Here is a 19,843-nt window from a genome sequence, read left to right as displayed (position 1 = left end):
CTGCCGAAGCGCCACCCACGCCCCCTCCTATCGGTTCCCTTTACCCGCGAGCGGCGGACTCAACGTCATCCGCACCGATTGCCCCCGAACTGGCGGCGTCCGGATGCGGTGTCCGGTGCGACGTCAGATAGGTGTAACCGGCCAAGGCTCGTTCGTAGGCAGCAATCGTCTGGCCCGCCTGCTGATGATTTATCAGGTTTTCCACCACCGCGTTTTCTACGGCTTCCTGGATTGCCTCGACCAACTCTCGATCTTCGTACTGAACGTAGCCCAAGACCTCCGATACCGTGTCCCCCTTCACGACAGACTTGATTTTGGTGATGCCGCCATCCAACTCGACGTGGACCGCGTGCGTGTCACCAAACAGATTATGCAGGTCGCCCAGAATCTCTTGATAGGCCCCCACCATAAATACCGCCAACTGATAAGGCTCATTGGGCCGAAGCGGATGCAACATCAAAGTCTTGGTGCGGTTACCGTCACCGACAAACGAGTCAATTTTGCCATCGCTGTCACAAGTGATGTCCCCCAAAACCGCGTGTCGTGTTGGCTCTTCATCGAGACGATGAATCGGCATGATCGGGAACAACTGATCAATCGCCCAGGAGTCCGGCATCGATTGAAACAGCGAGAAGTTGGCGAAGTAGATGTCCGACAACATTCGATCCAAGATACGTAGATCCTTTGGTACCTCGTCGAGGTCACTCGCAAGATCGCGGGCCCGGTGACAAATCGCAAAGTACAAGGTTTCGGCCGCAACCCGCTGCTCTAATGGCAGATAGCCACCACTGAACAAATTCATGCAAAGGTCAAGCGAAACCTGCGAATCGTGAAACGTTTCGAGCATATTGCTCAATGACATGTTCTTGTAGGCATGCCACAAGTCATGGACCGGTTGCTCGTAATCTTCCGGTGGTCCTTCGGGCTTTTCCGTTTGAAGCCGCTTGGCCAACGTCTCTTCATCAAGCTGGTTTTCGCCCAGGTTGTTATCGCCGAAGACGTTGACGTTTTCATCAAGCTCGTCATGGGAAACCTGTGCCCATTCCGGCAACACAGCCGCTCCCTGACTGGTCACACCCAGGGTCTCCATCACCAACACGCTGTGCTGCGCCGCGATCGCTCGCCCACTTTCGGAAATCAATTGCGGGTGTGGAATTTCAGAGTCATCGCAAACCGATTGAACGTGATACACAACGTCGTTGGCGTATTCTTGGATCGAGTAGTTCATGCTCGATTCGTTGTCTGTTTTCGAACCGTCGTAGTCCACGCCCAATCCGCCACCCACATCCAGGTAGCCCATCTGAGCCCCGCGTTTCTTGAGGTCAACGTAGATCCGAGCCGCTTCCAGAATCGCCGACTTCAATTGGCGGATGTTTCCGATCTGGCTGCCAACGTGAAAGTGCAACAACTGAAAGCAATCGCCCATGTCCATCTCGATCAAACGATCAAGTTGTGCCAGGACTTCCGCAACAGTCAATCCAAACTTACTGCGATAACCGCCGCTCGCTTGCCATCGGCCACTGCCTCGGGTGGCGAGCTTAACGCGGATCCCGAAGGTTGGACGCACCCCGATTTCACGCCCTACCTTCAAGATCAAATCCAGTTCGCTGACTTTCTCAACGACCGGCAAAACAGTCCGCCCAAGACGCTGGGCCAGCAAGGCAAGACGGATGAATTCCTCGTCTTTAAATCCATTGCATACGATCGGCACGTCCGCCGTCCCCATCGCCACGGCAGCCAACAATTCTGGCTTGCTGCCCGCCTCGATTCCGAAGCCAAGCTTGGCACCTTCGCCAACAATTTGCTGAACCACTTCCCGTTGTTGGTTGACCTTGATCGGAAAGACACAGCGATACCGGCTTTGGTACGCATGGTCAGCAATCGCCTTCGAAAAGCAGCGATCAAGACGATGCAACCGGTCTCGCAAAATCCCGTTGAAACGAATTAGGATCGGCAACTCTAACCCACGGTCGACCAACCGATCCACCAGCGACTTCAGATCAATCGCGCCGTCCTGATTGGGGTCAGGACTGACCAGCACAGTGCCATCTTTGGATATCGAAAAATAACCGTCACCCCATCGCTCGATGCCGTATTGCGAGGTTGCGTCTTCGATCGTCCAGCGATCAAGATTAACTGTGGTCAAGGTTCAGTAACCCGAGTCAAAGATGGGGAGTTCCCCGCTCAACCGGGGCGTTAGGACGAGAACCCTGGACAGGGAACCGAAACCCATGATCGCCGCTTCGAGCTCATTTGTCGAGTTGCCATCTAACGGCCAGATCCAGCCGCGCTCGCGATCATTGCCGCAAGGGCCGGACGTCTTCGCTCGCCATCGACCGTCGCTACCAGCAAACTTGCTCGGCATCGAAGATAGGGCCTTCCACACAGGTCCGTTTGTAGTCCCACTCGCCATCGTCCTGCTGGACCTTGGCGACGCAGGAGAAACAAATGCCGATGCCACAAGCCATGGGGGTCTCCATCGACACCTGGACGACCGCGCCGTACTTCTGGCCAACTTCGGCGACCCTTTCCATCATGATCTCGGGACCGCACGTCAGCACGCGAACCGATTCACCAGGATTGGATTGCTGAAGTTCCTGCAACCGCGCGGCCAGGACATCGGGCACCCGAGCTTGCTGTCCCAGCGACCCATCGTCGGTGCAAAGCGTCAAATCAAAGCCGGCTTCGCGGAAGTCATCCACACCGGCCAACAAGGACGCCTTCCGAGCTCCATAGATCATCTCGACATGCTTGGCCCACCCCTTCTCCAATGCGTCCCGCCCGGTGACCAGCATCGGGGTCTGGCCGATCCCACCAACCGCCATGATCAATCGATCACAGCCATCCGACGCGAGCGACTCGTCGACGAAGGAATTACCAAGTGGCCCCCACAACGAAACCGGTGTACCAACCGGTGCACTGGAAAGTGGCAGCGTCAACGCACCTTTCTTCAAATAGATCAAATCAATCGCGTCGGGATTACCTTCGGCGTCGTTGTGCACGTTGTAGATCGCAAACGCACGACCAATCAACGGCGAATTCAAACCGGCCATGCGGATCATGACAAATTGTCCCGGCCGACACGTCGCAGCTATGTGAGGAGCCGACACCCGCAACAAATAGGTGTTCTCAGCAATCGCTTCGTTCACCAAAAGCGGCGTTTCGATCTGGGCGATGCTGTCGGCGTAGTGGGCAGCGTGAGGGCTTGGCATGAGCGATTTCCAGGGCTGATGTTGAGCTTACGAGTGCCGGGGGGGCTGGCTGTGAAAAAAAGCAAGTCGACGCGTCCGACAGGTACGCTTTGCCGAAGAAAGCCCAAAGCAAACCTCAGACAAACCGCCAAGGAGCCTACTTCGCTTCCCACGCCAACCAGACCTACCCAAAGATCTGGCACGCATGCCGAACGCAATCAGAGCGTTATGGCCGACGACCACGCTTGTTGGTTCGTTTGACGCTCCGCTTACCCGTCGACTTCGACGCACCACGCGAACCACCCGTCGCACCGCCGGATGCGCCGCTGCGCGAATTGGTACGAGTGCCAGTACGTGAACCGCCTTTGGATTGGCTCCGCGCCTGGGACTGCGCCCGCGGCTTGGCTTTTGCCTTGGCAGCAGCACGTTTCTTTGTGCTGGGGTCCACCGCGGCAAACTCATCGGCCATGATCACCGCCGACACTCGAGTGGATTCGCGGTTAGGCGGACGTTCGGTCTTGGCTTTCTTAACGGGACGCCGGTTCGTCGTTTTCTTCACGAACTTGCCGCTGTAGCTTTTCTTGCTCTTCTTCTTAACCGATCGCGTGCCTTCGGGTACTTCGGGCGGCGCGTTGACAGCTTGCTGAGCGATGTTTTGCAGTTTCTTGATTTCCGCATGCGTCAACTTTCGATACGCACCGGCCGGCACATCGCCAAGTCGCAGCGGACCGATTGCAATCCGACGCAGGGTTTGTACTTTGTGTCCGAATCGGGCCAAAATCCGGCGAATCTCGCGGTTCTTTCCTTCGCGAAGCCGAATTTCAAGATCGGTGGCGCGTGATCGTGCTTTCAAGATTTTCGCACCATCGACCTGCACCAGGCCTTCGGCGATGTAGATACCTTCCCGCATCTTTCGCATCGTTTCGGGCCGCACTTCGCCAGCCACGGTGACGCGATAGACCTTCGTGATTCCGTACTTAGGGTGAGCGAGTTGCTGTGCCAGATCACCGTCGTTGGTTAGCAGGATCAGACCGTCGCTGCTACGGTCCAAACGTCCCACTGGATAGACACGTTCCGTCGGCGGAACCAAGTCGATCACGCGGACGCGGCCTTGCGGGTCCGAGTTCGTCGACACGACGCCCTTCGGCTTATGTACGGCGTAGTACACCAGCTTTTGAGGCTTCAGCGGTACACCATCGACGTTGACTTTGTGATCCTTCAAGTCGATCGTCACGCTCAATTTGGTGACGATTTCGCCGTCCACCATGACGCGTCCCTCGCGAATCAACTCTTCGCATTGACGACGACTGCCGAAGCCAGCGGACGCGAGCAATTGGTTCAAACGCTTGGAGGTATCCGCCGCCGGGGGCGCTACCGATCGCTTGCTGGCGGTGACCGAACGCTTTCGAGGCTTGGCACCGTCGCGATGGCGAAAGCCGGGACCTTGGTCAGATTCAGGACTTTGGCTGGAGGCAGCGTTCGGACGCGGCTTGCTTGGTTTGCGGGGCATGGAGTTGGTTTGGCTGCGACTCCGGCAACCGCAGCGGAGACAAGGAAGGACGACAAAAGAGGGGAAAAGTAGGGCTGGCAGGACTTGAACCCGCGACCTAGGAATTATGAGTTCCCAGCTCTAACCGACTGAGCTACAGCCCCAGATTGGCTTTTGCCCGGCACACTGAAAATCAGTTTAACACTTTCCCGGAATTGCGGTACGGGGCGTTTTCACTGACTAAGAAACAGTCACGCATTACCCTAATGGCAAAGCGGCCAATGCAAAGGGCGAATTCAGACGATTCGCAGGAAACGGGCCACACCGGAATGCTTGAACAGCGCCAGACTGCTTGAACAGGGTGGGAATGCTTGAACAGGGTGGGAATGCTTGAACAGGGCTGGACTGCTTGAACAGGGCCGGATTTCGACGGCTCGCTGAGGTGACTACTAAAAAGTGGCTACAACCAGCTCAGTCGCTGCTAACTGGCGGTGGCAAAACGCCCTCGGCAAACGGCTTCATCGCTTCGATCAACTTGTCCATGTTCGCCTTGGTAAAATACCCAGCGACATGTTGGGAATACGCCAGACGGACGTCTCGCTCATGGTCCGAAGTTGTTAACACAAACACCAAAGACGACGACAATTTGGGATCGCTGCGAATCTCTTTCAAGACATCGTGCCCACTTATGCCGGGCATGTTCAGATCGAGGAAGACGATCAAACTTTGATTCGGCTTGCACTCCAGTTGCTCATGGAGGGCTTCAATCGTACGGGTCGAATCGGTCACGAAATGAATCGGGCGCACCAAATTGTGCTTCGCCAACGCTCGACGGAAAACCTCTCCGTCCAATTCGCTATCGTCAACCAATACAAAAGCGACTTCACGCCCCTCGTTTATCTGATGAACCATTTAAGCAGTATTTCAACGCGACGAGGGGCAAGTATTGGGGTGAGTTCACTTTCAGCACACGTTAACTGTACTGTTATTTCTACGCCATCTGACGCGCAAATTTCGCATTCCTTGCATGCCAGCAAGAAAACGACCGCATTCTAACGACCTATCCGGGTGGGTTGTAGTGATTGCGGCAATCCTTCCGCAACTTCGCTTTCGAAAACGAAACGACTCCTTGCCACAACCGCTACCGTGTTCCTAGGCAAAACCATCCTTGGTTAAATAGGATGCCTAGGCAAGCACTTCACAGGAAAGAACCTGCGTCCGCGAAAAACACGCCTGCGAACAAACCGACTTTTGGACAGTCATACCGATTCAGTGGGGTCCTCGATGGTCCGTGTAGATGAAATTTTATTCTCGAACGTCACCACGGCGATCCTGCGCACCGCCAACCTCACCGGAGGCGCCATCCGAGGACTGCCCAACGGAACCGTCGTTGGCGGGCTGGACGGGCTGCAATCCCTAGGCTCCGAAATGGCCGAGGTTCAAAAAGACGTTCGAAAGGGACAGTTGGGATCCGCCCTACAACGAGTCCGACAAATGGAAATGCAGTTCAACGGTGCCAAGGGCCGCTGGAATGGCATGGTCGGGGCGATGATCACCGGTGCCCGCTCGGGCCGGCAAAACCTGTCGATGCAGAAGCTCAACGAGCTTAAAAACGCCCAAGCCAAGATGACTCAATTAACCGGACCGGTCAACAAGACGTTCCGCGATCTCATTTATGCCCTGGACCACGCTCAGGCAACCCAGGGCCACGAGGACACCACCGAAACGTCCCCAAATACGTCACCCAACAATGAATCCACCGCCAGTGAGACTGATGCACCCAAAACTGATGCACCCAAAACTGATGCAACAAAGCCCGTTGCACCCGAGACCGACAATCCTCAGCCGGAAGCGGAGACCTTTGAGCGAGGCGTTCAGCTGAAAATCGTCAAAGGAGACGACCAACGCAAACGCATCGAGCCCAAATTGGAAGCGGGACAGAATTACCTGCTCGAACAAGCCGGTACAACGCGGATTGTCCAAATTACAGAAATCCGACAATCATCCATCTGGGTTTCCGAAACACACTCGCCCGAAGCAGCAGGGCACAACTGCGCCGCGGCGGGCCCCGGTCGCCCGATGGATTCGCGTCACCCGGCCGATCTTGGCAGCCCGGCGGATCTTGGCAGCCCAGCGGATCTTGGCAGCCCAGCGGATTCTGGCCGAACGCCACGCCGCGAGGTGAATTCATCCGAACTGAAACAGTGGATCAGTCAGGGCATGTGGTCGCTAAAACCCACAACCTAGCGAAGTTCTAAAGCGAGCAACGCCTCGCTGGTCCGGCCTGCTAAAGAAACCCTTCGCCAGTATCGTGACATTGTTGCCGGACAATCTCCCTATCAATGAGAGCGGGGCAATGCGGCAAAAGTGCGGCATTGCCATCTTTTCTCGATTGAGCAAGTGGAGATGGGACATGGTTCACAATTCAAGCACATTGATCCTGACGATAGGAGCCTTCCTCCTTATGGCAGGGCTAAGCAGCGACGCATTTGCGCAGTGCAGCGGCGGTGGGCGAGGTATGCCTAGCGGTAGCCCTTCCACGCTCAGCTCAAACCTGGCCTATGCGTCGAATCCGCTGTTGACGAATCCCTATTCGCAGTCCACGTTGCTGGCGAACGCATACCAGCAACAAACTTTGGCTACTCAACAACGTGTTGCCACGCTCACCAACTACTACGCCGAACGAGAACGGTTGGCTGCGATTCAACGGGAAGCGGTTGCCCGCCCTTACCGACTCGCTCGCGCAGAAGCGAAACGTGCGGCCCGGGCGGCAAGAATTGCTGAACGGCTACGAGAACAAGGTCGCAGTCCCAGCGAGTACGTGCTGACATCATCGCAAACGCTGGTGTCTTCTCCAGCGACGGAGTGAACCCAGCAACAGAGTGAACCCTGCAAAGGGCTGCTTCGCGTCATCGGGCTTAACGCCCATGACGCTCGAAGCGATCGATCGGTACCACTCAATGAAAGCGCCCGCGATGCAAGCGTCCCCCCAGTCCATCCGCGTGACTCCGCCGCCCAAACCACCTGAGATAGCGGCACCTCAACGCACGCACCAGCATTCGGGTTGGCACCGGCATGACGGAACTTCATTGGGCGTGCCGACACCACAAACCGTTAGCCAAGAAGCACTGCTTCGCCCTTTCCACTTTCGTCGTTGGTTCAGCGAACAGTGGTCACGCATCGTCCAATTCAAGGACCACCTCCTCGACGCACCCTCATGGTTGGTTAGCCTGGTGCTGCACGTTCTAGCATTGCTCGCGTTGGCGTTGATGTCAGTTTCGTCAGGCGAAATCGGACGGATCGTGCTGACCATGCAACTGGGCGACGACGCAGCCCATGTCGAGCTCGTTGAATTCTCGGTCGATCCACTCGACTTGGATGAAACGGTCTTGCAAGACGCGTCGTTTGAGTCCGACATGGATCCACAACCTGTTGAACTTGATGCCGTTGTGAAACTTGCGTCAATCACACCTCTCTTCCATTCGCTGGATAACTCGTCGACTTCCCCGTCGGATGATTCATCCGCTGCCGAATCATTGCCGCCATCCTCATCCGGTGGCACGTCCAACATGTTCGGCGGTCGCTCAGGCGAGATGAAACAAAAACTACTGAAGGAAGCTGGCGGCACCAAGGCAACCGAAGCCGCTGTGTCTCTGGGTCTACAGTGGTTGCAGCGCAACCAGTTGAAGGACGGTAGCTGGAGCTTACGAGGCCCGTATAACAGCGGGGCCCGTGGAGAGAACAACGTGTCTGCAACCGCGATGGCGATGCTCGCGTTCATGGGCGCCGGCAGCACTCATCGTGGCGGTCAGTATCAGAAAACGCTTTGGCGTGCCGCTCGCTGGCTGGTGAAACAACAAGACAGGAATGGGTTCATGGCGATCGCGGCGGCCGATCACGAAAAGATGTATTCGCAAGCGCAAGCCATGATCGCCTTGTGCGAACTGTATGCGATGACGGGCGACTCGTGGATCCGACCCTACGCTCAATTATCATGCGACTTCGCGTGTGCATCGCAGTCTCCCGAAGGCGGCTGGCGGTACCAACCACGCTTCGACAGCGACACGTCGGTGACAGGCTGGTTCCTGGTGGGCCTGAAAAGCGGCGAGGCCGCCGGACTGAAAGTGGATCAATACGTGTTCCCGCCGATCGATCGCTATTTAGATACGGTCAGCACCGGCGGAGCGGACCGATACCAGCCGGTTGGCTACGCGTACAAAATCGGCGAGCGGCCTTCCCCTTCGATGACCGCCGAGGGAATCCTATGCCGTCAATATCTGGGCCGCCAACGAGACATGCCCGGCATGAGCCAAGGACTGACAACGCTGGTCCAGAATCATCCGCTGAACATGCGACAGCGAAATGTTTATTACTGGTACTACGCCACCCAAGCACTGCATCACTACGGCGGCCCGTTATGGACGCAGTGGAATGACGAACTAAAAGTCCGTTTGCCCGCCGCCCAGGAAACTCGCGGCCGAGAACGCGGCAGTTGGTCACCCGCCGGCGATGTTTGGGGCTTCCATGCTGGCCGCCTCTACACGACCTGTTTCTCGTTGTATTGCTTGGAAGTTTACTATCGACATATGCCAATCTACGAACACGAACTGCTTGACGAAGTTTAATGTCAGCAAAGCCCGTTTGTCGGCGAAGCGTGAACGTTAGAACTCTATCTCCAAAGCGAAGCGGACTGAATCGCCCCTAACAAATTTGTAATACCGGAACCCGATGAAAACTTTTTGGTGAAATATCCAGACCAAGAGTGACATCGTGTATTCAAAGTCGCCCTAACGAACCGGGAGAACGATTTGTTCTTTCTCGTCGGTCGCAATCATTCATTAGGGAGATTGAATATGTTCGGTTCCAGTTCGTCGCGTCGCCAACAAGCCAAACGCCGCCGTCTGACGGCAGAGCCGCTGGAAGCACGCCGCGTTTTAGCCGCCAGCTTGGGCTGGGATGGGCCAGGCCTTGGCAGTGCCGAACTGACATACTACATCGCCAACTCACCTGACTCGCTCACCCAAGCTGAAACGAACGCGGCGATTGAAACGGCTTTGAACGCGTGGGCGAGCGCGGCAGACATTTCTTTCACGCCGACCGATCAATCGGGCCTGCAAGACTCGATTGATATTTCGTTCACCAATATCGATGGCGTCGCCGGCACGCTTGCCCAGGCCTACTTTCCCGACGACGTGAACCCGGCTCGCATCGCCGGAGATATTCAGTTCGATATTTCCGAAGCATGGGAAGTCGGCAATTCGCTGGGCAACCGTGCTTTCGATTTGGTCTATGTGGCCGTTCATGAGATCGGTCACTCTCTAGGGCTAGATCACACGGATTCACCAGCCAGCGTGCTCGCTCCGTTCGTCTCGGCAAACCAAGCCTTCACCACCCTTAACGCTGTCGACGTCGCTGCAGTCCAAGAGGTCTACGCGGCCGCGGTGACCGACACCCCCACCGATCCGGAATCACCAAGCGAAGAAGTGCCCACCGAAGTGCCCAGCGACGAAGACTCGCCAACCGATGAAACACCTGACGGCGATGATGACGGTGACACAACCAGCGATCCGGACCTAGGCATCCCAGACCTCGGCATCCCAGACCTCGATGATTCCGACACCGACGATTCTGACACCGATACCGGGGACCACCACGCTGGCGACACCGATCCGGACGACACTGGCGATACCGATGACGATCCATTCCCACGCCGTCGCTGGCGCCGTGGCGGCAACTGGCACCGCTGGGGCGGTCGGCTCGATGCCGAGATCACATTCCAAAACTACATCAACCCGACTGACGTCAACGCTGATGGAAACACATCGGCTCTCGACGCACTGGTCGTGATCAACCAACTCAACCAGTCGTCCACCGGCGAAGACGAAGAGATCCTTGGCCTATGTGATACCAACGGCGACGGAACCATCACCGCGATGGACGCATTGACCGTGATCAACGCGATGAACGAAGGCGAATCGGCGACATCCCCCACGACCACCCCCACCGTGGCCGCTCCAGTGGAAGCTGAAAGCATCGATTCGGAGATCACCGACACACAAGATGCCGAGACGGATGAAGCGGAAGAGACACTCGCCAGTGAAACCGACGATGCATCTGAACCCGACCCAACAACCAACGACTCCGACGTAACGACGAACGATACCAGTAACGAGACGAACGAAGAGACTCTTGATGAGTCCGACGACAACTCGATCGACGACGGCGGCCTGGTTGATGACACCGACGATACAGATGTCGAAGACACCGATATGGGTGCTATGGATCCCGAAGAGACGGACACCACCGATGTCACCGATGACGAACACTGCACCGGAGAGCCGCATACTCACTCGGGCATTCTTCACATCGGCCTATTCGGGAAAGACGCTGAATCGCTGATCACCCGACTGGACACCAACAACGACGAAGCTATCTCGGAAGACGAAGCGTCCGAACGACTGTGGGCTAAACTCCTCGAACTGGATGTCGACACGGACATGGATGGTTTGGTGACACTGGCTGAACTGGAAACCGCGTCTTTGGCGGCGAGACAGGCTGCCTTCGACGCGAAGGATTCCGATGCCGATGGCGTGCTAACCCAAGCGGAAGTAAACGAACGGTTCTGGAACAAGATCGCGGCTGCGGACTCCGATCTCGACGGCGGCGTGTCGTTTACCGAGCTCGATACCTTCTTAGCTGAACAGGAACTCAATGGTGAAGGGCAAGGCCGTTTTGGTGGCCGGCGTCACCACCATCACGAGCAATCCACCGATGCCGTATTCGCTTCGATCGGACGCGGCGACAACGTCGGCTTTTCCAGATCGAACGCTTTCCGCCGCCGCTAAGAGCTATCGAATCGAATCGCCGATGGGATTGGTGACGCACCGATCTAGGTCAAGGACGCGAGAAGCCCCAGTGCGCCGCTAGAGCATCGGCGGCGTCTTCTCGGTCCGTGATCGGGCCCCAACCGCCGTTGCGCAAAAACGCGTGCGCAAACTCGTGGGCGATCACGTACAGCGAAAACGCTTCCGGAGCGTCCGCCAACTTGCGACGCAGGACGACACAGCGACTCGTCGCCGTGCCGTGAGCAGGTAGTTCGATAAACATTCGCGAGCCGCGCCCCGGCACATAGTCTTCCAGCGACATTCGAAACCGATCATCGCCCACAAAGTCGACCTGGACCTCGAAAGGCAATGCGTCCAGGACGCTCATCACACGCACGTCCAGCGGCTCGCAACTGCGAAACGGCTCAACGTACTCGGCAAATTTCGATCGGATTCGGGTGGGGTCCATGCCGCAGTAAGTCTCGAGAGAGGATGACGTGTGAATGATACCGGCTGCCCCACAACCGGGAAGCTGCCCGAGCGTCAGCACTGGCAAACAACTGCGGATTCACCCTTCGCAAGCCAACCCTTATCTGTGACGTTGTCCGCGAGAAGACTCGAGAGATGCTTATCCAAATCCCTAGGTGTCCACCAAAGAAACCCCGTGTTTTCCATGCAAAAACGAGGAAAACTGGACACGCCACACCACGATGCATACATTATGCATACCTCCACAAGGGCCCGTTTGGGCCAAACATTACCGCACGGAGGACCGGCCGACATTCGCGCCGGGCATTACGAAGTTCCAACCGGAAACACATGAAGAAGAACAACAACTTTTCCCGAACCACGATCACCGTCCCTCACGATTTGAAGAAACGGATGAAGCGGACGGGCTCGCAAGTCAACTGGTCAGCGATCGCTTGCGACGCATTCGAAACCAAACTCGAAGAAATCGGGCCGTTCGAAGAGATCACGACCATCGAAGGAACCGTCGAACGACTCAAAGCCTTGGCGGCTGAAAACGAAGCCGCACCGACCGATGAGCCCGAGCACTCGCCCGCAGGTGAAGCCGCCGGACGACACTGGGCGATGAACTTAGCGACCATCCAACAACTCTCAGCTTTAGAAGAACTCCAAGCGGAAGTCACACCGGAAAACTGGTCCGAATTCCTCTCCACCCGCGATGGCTGGATCGAGATGACACGCCGCATTGCGACCGAAGAAACATTCGGCTTCGCCGCAATCGACGAAGACACCGGCGAAGAACGAGGCCGACGGCGACATCGCCCGGGCCATCGTGGCCGCGAACTTGGGGGCCACGAACTCGGGGGCCGCGAAGATGGCGGTGCTGCGTTCGGCGGATCTGATCGTCCTGGTCGCGGGCGACGAGAAGAAGGCCGGCACCAAGACGGACGGCATGACGGACATCGCCGTCGATTCAAACGAGGCGGGCATCGCGGCAAGGGCCATCATCGTGGTGGATTCCGAGCCCGTGCGTTTTGGCGTTCGATCCTCGAAGAACGTCCCAGCGAGCCCAACTTCTTTACTTGCTTCGCCGAAGGAGCACTCGCGGTTTGGCAAGAAGTCAAACCACAAGTTGCTTAGGCTTCTGGAGCCTTGCGTTTGCCGCGCAACCAATCAATGCACTTCATGGCTGCATGCATGACGTGTTCTACCGGAACACGTCTGACATGCCCGTGCTTATCCGTTTGAATGACGGCGTCGGTTTCTAAATCCAGAGCGGTCAAAAAACCGCCTCCGAAACAATACGTGTCGACCACGACCAAATGGGAATGACGCAAGATTTCCCCATTCGGCTGTGGCGTGTGGCCCAGGTAAATTCGCTTGCCGCTGACATGAGGTGCAGGGACAGGTTTAGGCAGGTGAGTCCAATACGTTAGCTCATCGCTCTGCTGGCCGATTGACTGCTGGGCGTGGTACATCGCGTGGATGAAAATCTCGGTGTCCGTTTCGTGAAACCGTCGCAGCCCTTGAAAAAAATCCAAGTGGCTCGATGGGATCTTTGTCGCGGAACCACCGTAGCTTGCGATGGTCGTGTTGCCGCCGTTTTCAATCCACGTCGTGGCGTCCATGTCATTCATGGTCACGCCTTGCAGCATGACTTCATGATTGCCTCGCAAGGCAGTGACCTGGCAACACTGTTGCAGCGTCAGCAATTGATCGATGACATCTTTCGAGTTCGGGCCCCGGTCGACATAGTCACCCACCAAGATCACCTCGTCGTCCGAACCGGGTTTCAGCGTATCCAACATCGAACGCAGCGCTTTGCTGCATCCGTGCACATCGCCGATTACATAGCGTGCCATGGTCGCTAGTTCATACCCGGGTCAAACGCATCACTCTCCGCTGGCAGCGACAAATCGGGACGCAAGCCTTGCAAAATCGCGTGGCCGCACCGCTTAACCAGTTTTTCCCAGACATCAGCACCACCGTCGAAGATCGAATCCGCTTCCGCAGGCGTGACTAACCAACCACCGGCTTTAAGCTCATCTTCCAACTGCCCGGGCCCCCAGCCCGAATACCCCACGATGAATTTCAATCGGGCGTCTTCACGCCGAAATAGAATCCGCAAATGATCTTCGTCTGTCGTCATCCAAGCGGGCGCACTGGCATACTCGATCGACATCGAACCAAACGCTTCGGCGGGATGATCTTTCAAGATCGTTTCGGTTCCGTGAGGCTGCTTAGGATCATCCGGCAACCCGCATGGCTCACCAATCCCAGCGACCTCATGCAACGCGATCAAAGGGCCCTCGACTGGACCGCCCAAGTGAATCAAGTCTCGATCCACCGATGGGGGCGCAGCGGAACTGGACGCGGCAACGGGTTTGGCAGCAGACTTATTCCAAGACGGATCCGACATCTCCACCGCGTCGCTGAACCGCTGGTCACTGACTCGGTTGATGACCACGCCGAATGCACCTTCGGCAGCATGCCGCACAATAAAGACGACCGACCGAAAGAAGTGTCCATCGGCCAAGTATGGCGACGCGACTAAAAAACATCCGGTGCAGTTCTGTGCTTTCGCACCCTCGTTTGGCTGATCCATTCCCTATCCCCGTTTCAGCAGAAAGCAATTTCCCAAGCGAGTGAAGACGCCCTGGTCTCGATCTCGCCCATTTGACGACCGGTGCGCTAGGTCGCCTGATATTGATCACGCCATAAACATCCCGCCCACGACAATCCGACGCCGAATCCGACCATCACGTTCACTTTGTCGCCCGCGACATCGCTTTGCATCTCGCCGCGACGGCGAAGTCGGTCGATTAGGATGGGCAACGTGCAAGAGACCGTATTTCCAATGTCGGCCATGTCGATTGGCAAACGCGCCTCATCCACGTTCATTCTCAACCGCAACTGATCCAGCATCTTCCAAGTCGCTTGGTGCATCAGGTACCGGTGCACATCGTCGTCGGTGTAGCCGTTTGTCTCTAGGACTTCATTGACCAATCGCGGGATTGCATCAACGGTGAAGTTGATCAAACTCGGGCCGTCCATATACAAGCGGCTCTTCCAACGCTTGCGATGACGCGGCGGAATCGCATCTTCAGGCGATCTTGCTCCGCCGTCACCAACGATCAACATGTCCGCTCCGCTACCGTCGCTGCCGAACTGAAAACCCGACAAGGTCGGCGTCTCTTCCGCCGTCAGTAGCGTTGCCGCGGCGGCGTCACCAAAGATGGTGCGCAGACTACGGTCGCCTTCATCGATGTATTTGCTATAGGTTTCCGCCGTCAGCAGCAGCACTCGCTTAGCGGCACCACTTTGCATCAACCCATCGGCCATGGCCAAGCCGTAGACGAAACCGCTGCACCCCAAATTGAAATCCACCGCACCACATCGTGTCGGCAAACCAAGACGGTCTTGCAACAAACACGCCGTTGTCGGCAAAGGATAGTCAGGCGTTTGCGTGCACAGCAGCACGAAATCGATCGAGGCCGGATCGATGTTCTCGCGTTCGAACAAATCCGTTGCCGCGGCCACAGCAAGATCCGCCGATGTCACGCCGGGGTCGGCGATGTGCCGCTGTTGGATCCCCGTTTTTTCGGCAATCAGGCTCAGATCCCAGCTCGGGAACTGCTCTTGAAGAGAATCGTTGTGCTCCACCCGTGGAGGTAGGTGAACCGCGATAGGACCAATTTGAGCGTGAGGCACGGGCAAGTGGCGTGAAGGCAAGCGGAAACGGGCGGGCAATAACGATTAATAACAATCACACGGGACAATTGCCAAGGCAATCCAGAAGCGACTGGCACCAGGATCCCTCGCCGGTGAACAGTTGCCCGGTTCGACTTTGGCAGGTTTTGCCGCTCGCCGGTTTGACAACTCAAATGTGTGAACACATCAACCGCATGATTCTGACAGTCTGATCGCCACGGGCGGATTCGACTAGTCCCTGATCTCAAAAGCAGACCACCTCGGCGCCCTGTCGCACCGACTTTGCGGCTGATTCCGGCGGTGGGGATAACAGGCTGCCAAACCAGGTGTTTTTGAACGTTTAGGGTCGACAAAAACGCGGCCGCTAAGCACGATGACGCCGAGATCTCGTTGCGTAAAAGTGCTTCTTCCCAGGCACGCGATCCATACCGGCCCGGCTCAAACGGCGGGTCTTTGCAACGAGACGATTGACTGTCTTGCCTCCCTGAATTGTCTGTACGAGCGCCGATCGGCGTGCTTTGGAAAAGATTGAATGATCGAACGAATTCTTGTCACCGGCGGTGCTGGTTTCCTCGGTTCGCACATCTGCGAGCGTCTGGTCGATGAAGGCCACGACGTCATCTGCCTCGACAATTTCTTCACCAGCCAAAAGACCAACGTCGCCCACCTGCTGGAACGCCCCAATTTCGAATTGATCCGGCACGACATTACGTTGCCGATCCATCTGGAAGTGGACCAGATCTACAACATGGCCTGCCCCGCTGCCCCGGGACACTACCAATACAACCCGATCAAGACGATCAAAACCAGCGTTCTGGGCTCGATCAACATGCTCGGCATTGCCAAGCGATGTGGCGCCCGAATCCTGCAAGCCAGCACGTCGGAAGTTTACGGCGATCCCGAACAGCACCCCCAAACCGAGTCCTACCGCGGCAACGTCAACCCAATCGGGATCCGGGCGTGTTATGACGAAGGCAAACGCGTCGCCGAAACGTTGTTCATGGACTACCACCGGTCCAACAAAGTCGACATCCGATTGGTGCGAATCTTCAATACCTATGGCCCACGGATGCACCCTTACGATGGCCGCGTCGTCTCGACTTTCATCCGCCAAGCCCTGGCCGGCGACGATATCACCTTGTTTGGCGACGGCGAGCAAACGCGATCGTTCTGTTACCGCAACGATCTTGTCGACGCGATCATCGGAATGATGAACCAAGACGATTTCGTCGGGCCAGTGAACATCGGTAACCCCGACGAGTTCACGATCAAGGAATTGGCCGAAAAAGTCATCGCCCTGTGCGATTCCAAAAGCAAGCTGGCATTCGAGCCGCTACCGGCAGACGATCCCACTCGCCGCCGCCCAGACATCTCGCTTGCGAAAGAAAAATTGGGCTGGGACCCAGGCATCAAGCTCGATGAAGGCCTCAAGAGCACGATCGACTGGTTCAAGCAAATTCGGCTAGAAGACTACCGGCCGCCAACGCCCAACTACAGCTAAGCACCTGCTGTATCGTGCAGTTCCGGCGAGCCAGGCCGACCTGGCTTGCTGGATGGTCAGGTCCTGAGCGGATGGATTTGCTGGACAAAACGCACTACGGGACTAACGGGAGTCCAGGGCCTATAGAGACCTGCTGAGTTCCTGGGCAGGGTCGCTCCCCGAGGCCATTCTTCGCGGCAATTCGCTCGCTTCGGCTAGGCTCCACCGCGTCGCAGCCGTCCACGCCGCTGCGGGTGCCGCCACCGCCTCCCCATCCGGTAGCGGTGGAAATGTCCCCTTCCCGGACTGGTTTCCCACCAAGAATTCTGGCCCCCGTTTATCGTTCAAACCGGCACAATTATTGCTCTCTTGGGCGTTCCAGCTTCCGACGCTGCTTTTTTAGGCTTGAACATTCCTGAACACGTCTATTCTTGCCCATACCAAGCCAAAAAGGCCCAAGAAGCTGAAAAGCATTGACCACTCCAGGTTCCGATCGTGTCACCGAGTTGACGACACATCAACTGGAATCGGGTCGGGTTTGCGAACTTTGTCTTCACACCGCTCGTCTGTACCGTAGTCCGTCATGCATTCGAATTTGCTATCGATTTCATCGAGACGAAATGATCGGCAGTCAGCGTGCGGCGGGCACCAAGTTCAGCTACCCATCTCACTACACTATTAGCACAGAAACAACGGCTCCTTCGCAGTGGTTCCTGCGGTTTTCGCGACGGTCTTCCGTCTGACAAATGAGGTTTTACCATGCCCCGAAAAGAAACACTCCAAAAGCTTCGCATCACGTTGGTCCGTCGTCGCGATGCACTTCGAAAAGCGTTGGCGGGTGACCTTAGTCTCCTACGGGAACTGCACCAACAGAAAACAGGCGACCCGCTCGATGCGGCTGCCGACACGGTTCAAGATGAACTGAACAGCCAGTTGGTCGAGGTGGAAGCTCGTGAGTTGGCCGCTATCGAGGAAGCGATCGACAAGTTTGAAGGCGACAACTACGGCGACTGTGAAGATTGCGGCAAACCGATCCCACTGAACCGCCTCAAGGCATTGCCCTACGCCAGCGAATGCATTGAATGCAAACGCAAATCCGAGCTGGGTGATTCCGACGAAGGCACCAAGACGCCTTGGAATCGCATGTACGACATGACGGAAGCAGATTCCGTCTAGGCTCATCAATGCCTCCGTTGGTCTAACTGGACCAATTTTTGAATACCGGCAAGTCATTGTCGGTGACTTCTCTGGGTGTCGAAGCATCTGCTCCACCCAACCCGGACTTCGCTAAGAGCGGATTCTCTTCGTAGCGGACGTTGCTCGGCCCCCAAACAGTTGCTCGGCCCATAGTTGCTCGGCCCCAGAATGCCTGGGCGGCCGGATGATTCTCATCTTGATGCAAATGGCCGCGGAGCGATCTTCCTGAAAAAGCGATCTTGGCCGCTTCAATCGCCAGTTTGCCACGGTGATTCAGGCTGCTTGATCGGATATACTGCCCACGTCCCACACGCCCTTATTGCTTGGGTCAAAATCAAGATCAACACAATCAACGAACCTGTGGCGAACTCACTCCACGCTGGAAACAATTAGCCATGTAAACGGCATGGGTTGACTTGTGCACGCTTTCAGAAACGGATCCGACTGGCTGCGAATGAATATCGCCAAACTTCTTGAAAAACGCCGTGCCAATTGGGACGAACTCGAGCGGCTATGCGAGTCGATGGAAGTTCGCGGCCGCACCGATAAAGCGGGGCAGAAATATGTTGGTGCCGCCGGGATCACTCGGTTCGCAACGCTCTACCGGGGTGTCTGTTCTGACTTGGCTCTGGCCGACGCCTATCAATTGCCGCCCGCCACGGTCACGTACCTGCACCGGTTGGTTGCTCGAGCACACAACCAGCTTTATCGTTCCGGGAAATTCTCCACCACGGGCTGGTTCGATCTGCTATTCCGCGACGCACCCCAGCAAATTTTTGCGGACCCATGCGTACGCATCGCAACGATCGTGTTCTTTGGTTTGTTCGCGTTGTCGATGTTCCTCGGCTACCAACAAACGCTGTTCCCCGACTTCGCGCCGACGATTGTTGGCCAGGGACAATTGGACCAACTTGAGGACATGTATGAGCAGAAGATCGATGGTTCACTGAGCCATTATGTTTCGATGTCAGGCTTCTACATCATGCACAACACCGGCATTGGGCTACAGTGTTTTGCCTACGGCATCTTGATCGTACCCTGCTTATTCATTTTGGCGTTCAACGGTGTCAGCCTGGGCACCATGTTCGGCTACATGGCACGCGAAGACGTCGGTGGCAGCGACAATTTCTTTCACTTCGTTACTGCTCACGGCCCATTCGAACTGACGGCAATCGCCTTGTCCGCCGGCGCGGGACTACGATTGGGCGTGGGATTGTTTCACACCGCCGGACTAACCCGCATGGACTCGATCCGGCGTTCGGCTCATCAAAGCGTGCCGATCATGTCGGCCGCCGCCGCGTTGTTTGTCCTGGCCGCATTCACCGAGGGCTTTCTTTCCCCCAGCCCGGCACCGTATTTGTTCAAAGCATTGTGGGCCATCATGTCTTCGGCAATGATTAGTTTCTATTTTGTAGTGTTGGGTTTCCCTCGATCGCCTCGATCTTTGGGCACACCCAACCGCTCTCGCAGTCCGTTGGAATGA

Annotated in this window: 16 protein-coding genes and 1 tRNA gene; 8 read left to right on the top strand and 9 right to left on the bottom strand. The window is 56.5% G+C overall.

Going from position 1 to position 19,843, the window contains the following annotated elements:
- Positions 1 to 40: 40 nt before the first annotated feature.
- The 5 genes from speA to ACR3ZL_RS09090 all read right to left on the bottom strand — a co-directional run bounded on the left by speA (position 41) and on the right by ACR3ZL_RS09090 (position 5,592).
- A complete protein-coding gene (gene speA / locus ACR3ZL_RS09110; protein WP_473648170.1) occupies positions 41 to 2,146 on the bottom strand; it encodes a biosynthetic arginine decarboxylase in 2,106 nt (701 codons plus the stop codon).
- 196 nt (positions 2,147 to 2,342) lie between these two features.
- Positions 2,343 to 3,212: a dihydroorotate dehydrogenase electron transfer subunit gene (locus ACR3ZL_RS09105; RefSeq protein WP_473648171.1), complete on the bottom strand. Its 870-nt coding sequence runs from the start codon at positions 3,210 to 3,212 to the stop codon at positions 2,343 to 2,345.
- Between the two features lie 205 nt (positions 3,213 to 3,417).
- Positions 3,418 to 4,701: a pseudouridine synthase gene (locus tag ACR3ZL_RS09100; protein WP_486173391.1), complete on the bottom strand. Its 1,284-nt coding sequence runs from the start codon at positions 4,699 to 4,701 to the stop codon at positions 3,418 to 3,420.
- A 69-nt stretch (positions 4,702 to 4,770) separates the two neighbouring features.
- A tRNA-Ile gene (locus ACR3ZL_RS09095) sits at positions 4,771 to 4,844 on the bottom strand.
- A gap of 307 nt (positions 4,845 to 5,151) precedes the next feature.
- A complete protein-coding gene (locus ACR3ZL_RS09090; RefSeq protein WP_473648173.1) occupies positions 5,152 to 5,592 on the bottom strand; it encodes a response regulator in 441 nt (146 codons plus the stop codon).
- 372 nt (positions 5,593 to 5,964) lie between these two features.
- Between ACR3ZL_RS09090 and ACR3ZL_RS09085 the strand changes: the two genes are divergently transcribed.
- The 4 genes from ACR3ZL_RS09085 to ACR3ZL_RS09070 all read left to right on the top strand — a co-directional run bounded on the left by ACR3ZL_RS09085 (position 5,965) and on the right by ACR3ZL_RS09070 (position 11,525).
- Positions 5,965 to 6,927 carry a dihydrolipoyllysine-residue succinyltransferase component of 2-oxoglutarate dehydrogenase complex gene (locus ACR3ZL_RS09085; RefSeq protein ID WP_473648174.1) on the top strand — a complete coding sequence of 321 codons (963 nt, stop codon included), beginning with the start codon at positions 5,965 to 5,967 and terminating at the stop codon, positions 6,925 to 6,927.
- Between the two features lie 166 nt (positions 6,928 to 7,093).
- Positions 7,094 to 7,549: a hypothetical protein gene (locus ACR3ZL_RS09080; protein ID WP_473648175.1), complete on the top strand. Its 456-nt coding sequence runs from the start codon at positions 7,094 to 7,096 to the stop codon at positions 7,547 to 7,549.
- 91 nt (positions 7,550 to 7,640) lie between these two features.
- Complete coding sequence (locus tag ACR3ZL_RS09075; protein ID WP_473648176.1) at positions 7,641 to 9,305, top strand: prenyltransferase/squalene oxidase repeat-containing protein; 1,665 nt, start codon at positions 7,641 to 7,643, stop codon at positions 9,303 to 9,305.
- Positions 9,306 to 9,533: 228 nt separating this feature from the next.
- Positions 9,534 to 11,525: a matrixin family metalloprotease gene (locus ACR3ZL_RS09070; protein ID WP_473648177.1), complete on the top strand. Its 1,992-nt coding sequence runs from the start codon at positions 9,534 to 9,536 to the stop codon at positions 11,523 to 11,525.
- A gap of 49 nt (positions 11,526 to 11,574) precedes the next feature.
- Here ACR3ZL_RS09070 and ACR3ZL_RS09065 read toward each other — a convergent pair whose 3' ends face one another.
- The gene (locus ACR3ZL_RS09065; protein ID WP_473648178.1) at positions 11,575 to 11,973 is read right to left on the bottom strand and encodes a hypothetical protein; all 399 of its coding nucleotides are present in this window, start codon (positions 11,971 to 11,973) and stop codon (positions 11,575 to 11,577) included.
- Positions 11,974 to 12,323: 350 nt separating this feature from the next.
- On the opposite strand from ACR3ZL_RS09065, the gene ACR3ZL_RS09060 reads away from it, so the two are divergent.
- Positions 12,324 to 13,112 carry a hypothetical protein gene (locus ACR3ZL_RS09060; protein WP_473648179.1) on the top strand — a complete coding sequence of 263 codons (789 nt, stop codon included), beginning with the start codon at positions 12,324 to 12,326 and terminating at the stop codon, positions 13,110 to 13,112.
- On the opposite strand, the gene ACR3ZL_RS09055 is transcribed toward ACR3ZL_RS09060, so the two are convergent.
- From ACR3ZL_RS09055 to ACR3ZL_RS09045, 3 genes are all read right to left on the bottom strand, one after another.
- The gene (locus tag ACR3ZL_RS09055) at positions 13,109 to 13,834 is read right to left on the bottom strand and encodes a metallophosphoesterase family protein (RefSeq protein WP_473648180.1); all 726 of its coding nucleotides are present in this window, start codon (positions 13,832 to 13,834) and stop codon (positions 13,109 to 13,111) included. The genes ACR3ZL_RS09060 and ACR3ZL_RS09055 overlap by 4 nt on opposite strands.
- Positions 13,835 to 13,839: 5 nt before the next feature.
- The gene (locus ACR3ZL_RS09050) at positions 13,840 to 14,577 is read right to left on the bottom strand and encodes a YqgE/AlgH family protein (RefSeq protein ID WP_473648181.1); all 738 of its coding nucleotides are present in this window, start codon (positions 14,575 to 14,577) and stop codon (positions 13,840 to 13,842) included.
- 86 nt (positions 14,578 to 14,663) lie between these two features.
- Positions 14,664 to 15,683 (bottom strand): ketoacyl-ACP synthase III, encoded by a 1,020-nt coding sequence (locus ACR3ZL_RS09045; RefSeq protein ID WP_473648182.1) that lies wholly within the window; start codon positions 15,681 to 15,683, stop codon positions 14,664 to 14,666.
- A gap of 532 nt (positions 15,684 to 16,215) precedes the next feature.
- On the opposite strand from ACR3ZL_RS09045, the gene ACR3ZL_RS09040 reads away from it, so the two are divergent.
- The 3 genes from ACR3ZL_RS09040 (at position 16,216) to ACR3ZL_RS09030 (ending at position 19,843) form a co-directional block, all read left to right on the top strand.
- A complete protein-coding gene (locus ACR3ZL_RS09040) occupies positions 16,216 to 17,184 on the top strand; it encodes a UDP-glucuronic acid decarboxylase family protein (protein ID WP_473648183.1) in 969 nt (322 codons plus the stop codon).
- Between the two features lie 738 nt (positions 17,185 to 17,922).
- The gene (locus ACR3ZL_RS09035) at positions 17,923 to 18,339 is read left to right on the top strand and encodes a TraR/DksA family transcriptional regulator (protein WP_473648184.1); all 417 of its coding nucleotides are present in this window, start codon (positions 17,923 to 17,925) and stop codon (positions 18,337 to 18,339) included.
- A 475-nt stretch (positions 18,340 to 18,814) separates the two neighbouring features.
- On the top strand, positions 18,815 to 19,843 hold the full coding sequence (locus ACR3ZL_RS09030) for a stage II sporulation protein M (RefSeq protein WP_473648185.1): 1,029 nt from the start codon (positions 18,815 to 18,817) through the stop codon (positions 19,841 to 19,843).

The sequence above is a fragment of the Rhodopirellula sp. J20-39 genome, assembly GCF_057365095.1.
Note: the sequence above shows the minus strand (reverse complement) of the source record. Positions and strands in the feature narration are given on the sequence as shown.